Here is a 1,643-nt window from a genome sequence, read left to right on the forward strand (position 1 = left end):
ATACCCATTATGTGAGCATGCTTTATAAGTTATTCAGTTTCTCTTATTTCTAATTTTGGTAAGTTCTTAACGATTTTCATGGTTTCTAAACTTACAGTAATAACCCTTTGAAACAACTCTAGAGGGTAGGCAGGGTTGCCAACGGTTTCAACAGCATAGCGATTAGCATCATTCACAATGCCGCTCTTCTTATCAGTTTTAACGCATTGACGCCCCATAACCCATTCAAGAGCGGGTTTGCCATTGACGATATACTCATAAGCTTCAAGAGGAATATCTGTTATTGTGATATTGCTATTGTAAATAACTGTTGATTTATCTTTCTCTTTACCTGCTTTTGAGAATTTCATTTCAGTTACATAATAGAATTTTTCGGGATTAGAGATCTCTGTTTGTTTTGGATTACCCTTTTTAAATGTGACTGGATAAGGTTCTACAGTTTCATAGTTTACGTGCAAATGACCGAGTTCACGCCCTGCTGTTACAAACTTCCAAAAATCATCAGCAGTTTTTACACAAGGGATACGAGGCAGTTCTTTAGAGAGGTTATCAGTATAACGGGTACGGTAATCTTCCGAATGCAAAAGACCGTAAACATAATAGAACAAATCATCTTTTGTTATGGTTTCATTAGGATAAGCCGCTTTAAAATGATCTAGACCTTCATCCGTAATGGCATCACGCTTTTGTAAACCAGCTGTTTTGCTTTCTTCTGTAAATAAATGGGATTGTTTCTCACTTTTATTTTTTGATACCGTAGTATCTTCGTAAATATAGCGTGGAAAGCATTGACTAGTATCTATTGCATGAAAATCAGGCACAGTCTTAGTCATCAAGACAGAAAACTCCTTCATTGCTCCCGTACCTGTAATTTGTATCACTTTATTTTCAATCACTTCACCTATAGGAAATATACATGGAATTTGGGCAATCATTTCGTTAAAGGCACGATTATAATAAAGCCATTGTTGTGTAAAAGGACGGTAGAAACTTTGAGCAAGGCATTCATTTTCAAACTCAAAAATCTTTCCTGTAGTTAAATGTTTTTTAAGATTAAGACTCCAACTGATTTTCCTTTCATCCGCATTAACAAAATTATCTACAACTTTTGTAAGTGTTTTACGGTCAATATGTGGATACCTATTATTAAAACGTTCTACCTCGCTATTATAGAAGGTAATCATATTATTCATATTTTTTGCTAAAATTTCACGGCTTGAGTTATATGCCCAAGCATCACGATTGGTTTTTAGACCACAAGAATAAGTCTCAAACAGTTTTTTACCATGAGGTTTCTTATCACCTAAAGCTAGGAATGTCTTGAAACTGTCATCACGTTGATTTATCCAATCACCATGCTTATCTGGTGTAATTATTTGCCAACCTTTTTTGCTCCGTGTAATGCCATCAATGCTCCTAAATTTTTTAATTGTCTTAAGCTTTTTTTCTCTTGTGAGATAATCTCCAATATCACGAAAATATATCTTACCATGCTGTTGCGCATTTGGATTTTTAACCAAAATAGAAATCGCTATAGGGGCACGAGAACCTTCACCAAAAATTCCACCACTTTCTTTCTTCCGTTGTTCTCCAGAAGTCCGCGCATTTCCTCGTAAATGGAAAATATAAAGGCTGCTAAATTC

At 35.2% G+C, this 1,643-nt stretch carries 1 protein-coding gene; it reads right to left on the reverse strand.

Going from position 1 to position 1,643, the window contains the following annotated elements:
• Positions 1–29 precede the first annotated feature (29 nt).
• A partial coding sequence (locus tag ABID23_RS07920; RefSeq protein ID WP_354190948.1) for a type ISP restriction/modification enzyme occupies positions 30–1,643 on the reverse strand: 1,614 nt, incomplete at its 5' end.

Source organism: Bartonella silvatica (assembly GCF_040545155.1).
Lineage (GTDB): Bacteria > Pseudomonadota > Alphaproteobacteria > Rhizobiales > Rhizobiaceae > Bartonella > Bartonella silvatica.